The organism is Salinivirga sp., assembly GCF_035268865.1.
GTDB lineage: Bacteria > Bacteroidota > Bacteroidia > Bacteroidales > Salinivirgaceae > Salinivirga.
In genome coordinates this window covers 1-2759 of record NZ_DATFKB010000089.1, presented here as the reverse complement: position 1 = coordinate 2759, position 2759 = coordinate 1, and the positions used below count along the sequence as shown (strand labels likewise).

At 42.1% G+C, this 2759-nt stretch carries 2 protein-coding genes; both read right to left on the bottom strand.

Annotated elements, in window-relative coordinates; all coding sequences use genetic code 11:
- Positions 1–220: 220 nt before the first annotated feature.
- Positions 221–1234, bottom strand: coding sequence for a potassium channel family protein (locus VJ937_RS05610; RefSeq protein WP_324065907.1), 1014 nt, complete (start codon positions 1232–1234; stop codon positions 221–223).
- Positions 1235–1237: 3 nt separating this feature from the next.
- Complete coding sequence (locus tag VJ937_RS05605; protein WP_324065906.1) at positions 1238–2503, bottom strand: DUF2851 family protein; 1266 nt, start codon at positions 2501–2503, stop codon at positions 1238–1240.
- Between the last annotated feature and the right edge of the window lie 256 nt (positions 2504–2759).

The following is a 2759-nucleotide window of genomic DNA, read 5'->3' as shown; positions in this document are numbered from 1 at the left end:
GCTCATTAAAACAGTAGCGCAAACCAGAAAAAGAAGTTGAAATATAGTTTTCATAATGCGTCTTTTAAATTTAAGAACAAATAAAAAGGATAGGTCAGAACAGGCCAATTTTTTTCGTTGAAAGCCATGGTTTTGTCGATGAAAACAAAAAATTGATTTTTCAGACGCTTAACGTGGTGAAGGCAATCTCTGAAGAGTCATAAAAAACAGGATCGTTTATTTAATCCTCCTTCCCAAAAAGTACTTTTTTCAGGTGTTGAATCTGCGATGAAGTTCCCATTACAAACAATCGGTCAGAACAGTTTAAAATTACATCGGCAGCGGGGTTGAAAATTATGGAACCATCTTCTTTTCGCATGCCTATGATGTTGGCCCCTGTTGTTGCCCCTACGTTCATGGCGCGGATAGATTTATTCAGGAAGCATTGCGATAGGTCTGTACAATAAATTTGTTCCAGGTGCACATTGGCTTTTTGGTCCAAAAGCCGGTCAATAAATTTGAGCGCTACAGGTTGCGTAACGTTTTTGGCCATGCGACTACCTCCCATGCGGTCCGACATGATTACGTTATCGGCTCCGGCCCGACGCAGTTTAAGGTCTGAGTTTTCACGCACCGCCCGGCTGATGATGCGTACTTTGTGATTTATTTTTCGGGCTGTGATAATGATCATTAAATTGGCAGCATCATTGGGTAAAGTTGTGATAAGTGCTTTTGCCTTGTTTATGCCAGCCTGAATTAAAGCCTCATCAGCAGTGCCCGATTCGTATATGTAAGGGCCGGTTTTTTGGCCTCGTATTTCACTGATGCGATCTTCCTTTTTCTCCACTATTACAAATGGTGTATTGTGTCGCTTCAGCTCTTCAACGGCCCTGCCTCCGGTACGGCCCCATCCAAATACTACAACGTGGTTTTGCATTTTGGCCACCCGGATGCGCATTTTATAATCGATGTAATAGTTCCGGAACTTTCCATCAAACAAAAACCGGGTTAGGGTAGATAAGGCATAGGCAAAGAGCCCAAAGCTTAAAATGATCAGAAAAGAGGTAAAAATTTGACCTGCCGGGTCCATATCGTGAACTTCTTTGAAACCTACGGTAGATACAGTTATAACGGTCATGTAAATGGCCTCAACAAAAGTAAAACCTTCTATTGTCATGTAACCAATTATACCCAGTGCCATAATTGACATCAAGAGGGCAAGGGCAATTCGTATGTTATGTTGACCGGATTTCATGTTTTACATCTCTTTAATAATATAACCACCCAGACGGCAGTCTAAACAACGGTTTTTGCTACAAAACTCATTGTATAGCTCAATATAGGCCTGAGAATCGTATGCTGAACTCATTTCAGCGCCTACTTTTTTCCAACGTTCAATAATACGGTTTTTTTCTTCGGGTAAGTTACGCATCCATGAAAATATTTTTTTCTGCATTTCCTGATCATCATAGTATTTGCCCACCATAAACAAAAAAGGGAAAACAGAGTTGATGATGATGTTTTCAATGGACTTAACACCAAGAGGTTTTTTGAGCTTTTTAGACTTTTTCGAGAAGGTGTAATGCGTTTCCCAAAAATCAGACACTTCCGCTGAGAAAAGCATTGTAGCTTCTTTTATGCTATTTGCTTTTTTTAACATCTGTGTAAATTGGGTGTTTCTGCTGAGCAAATTGGCCAATTGAGCCAGCCTTATCGTAGGAAAGCTAACGGGCCGCATGCGGGCAAATTTCCAGATTTTTGCTTCAAGGGGGTCAATTTTGAAGCGGACAGCCAGGTGATTGAATTCTTTTTTCAATGTTTTTTCATAATCTGATTCGGGTGATTCGAGAAAGCCGGCAGTACCCAAAAGCAAGGCTTCTATGCGTCGTTGGTCATTTCCAAGCGTGCGAATTTGTCGTAGGTTAATTTTCCGGCTTAGTTGCTCAAAAGGTTGCGTATTGATTTTAAAGCCCATATTTCGGCAAAGCATTCGGAAAAACACCTCATCCAGGTCGTTATTGGTTTGGGCCATGATGGCCGAAACGACCTCGCTTTTGCGCTGTAAACGCTGAATAAGTAGTGTTTCTGACCACATACTACGTATCAGCGGATCGACTTGCGCAAACTGGTCCTCACAAGGGATCCATTTGCGTGATTTGGCCAGCATGTTGTAATTTGAGGCAAGGCGCTTGTCGTATGGTAGCTCCACAGTGGGAATCACCGTTTGGTTTTGGCGGGTTATTTCGGCGTCATTTACACCTACCACGTGTAAAATCACATTGTTGTATGCCGCGTCGTTGTCATGGCCATGCAAAAACCAATCGCTTGAGCGCATATGAATTTCAATACTTCCGGCCCATTCGGTATCAGCAATTTTAATGCGACCATTAAAAAAATCGGGTCCTGCGTCGTGGTTGTGTTCGCCCGGGGAAATTAATTGCACTTTTTGACCGTCGCGGGTCTGTAGTTTATCTTTGTTGAATAGTTTGTGTTTCCAGATATAATGCAGTAGCTGTTCGTCCATTTGTTGTTTTTCGGATGAAATTACGAAAAAATCAGAGGGAGGGAAAGTTTTTTCTGTAAAACAAGGTTCCGGGCTAAAGCCTTACTGATTTTGAATTAAGCGCCTAAGCCCACGCCATGAATGGCGTGGTAAGTCTGGGAAGTTATAACCAGAGCAAGCTTTAATTACAGAGACTAGGGCCTAACTTGCGCCGCCATTTATGGCGGTGATAGATAAGAACCCGAAGCGTTTTCCGGCTTTAGCCAGGAATATTTTT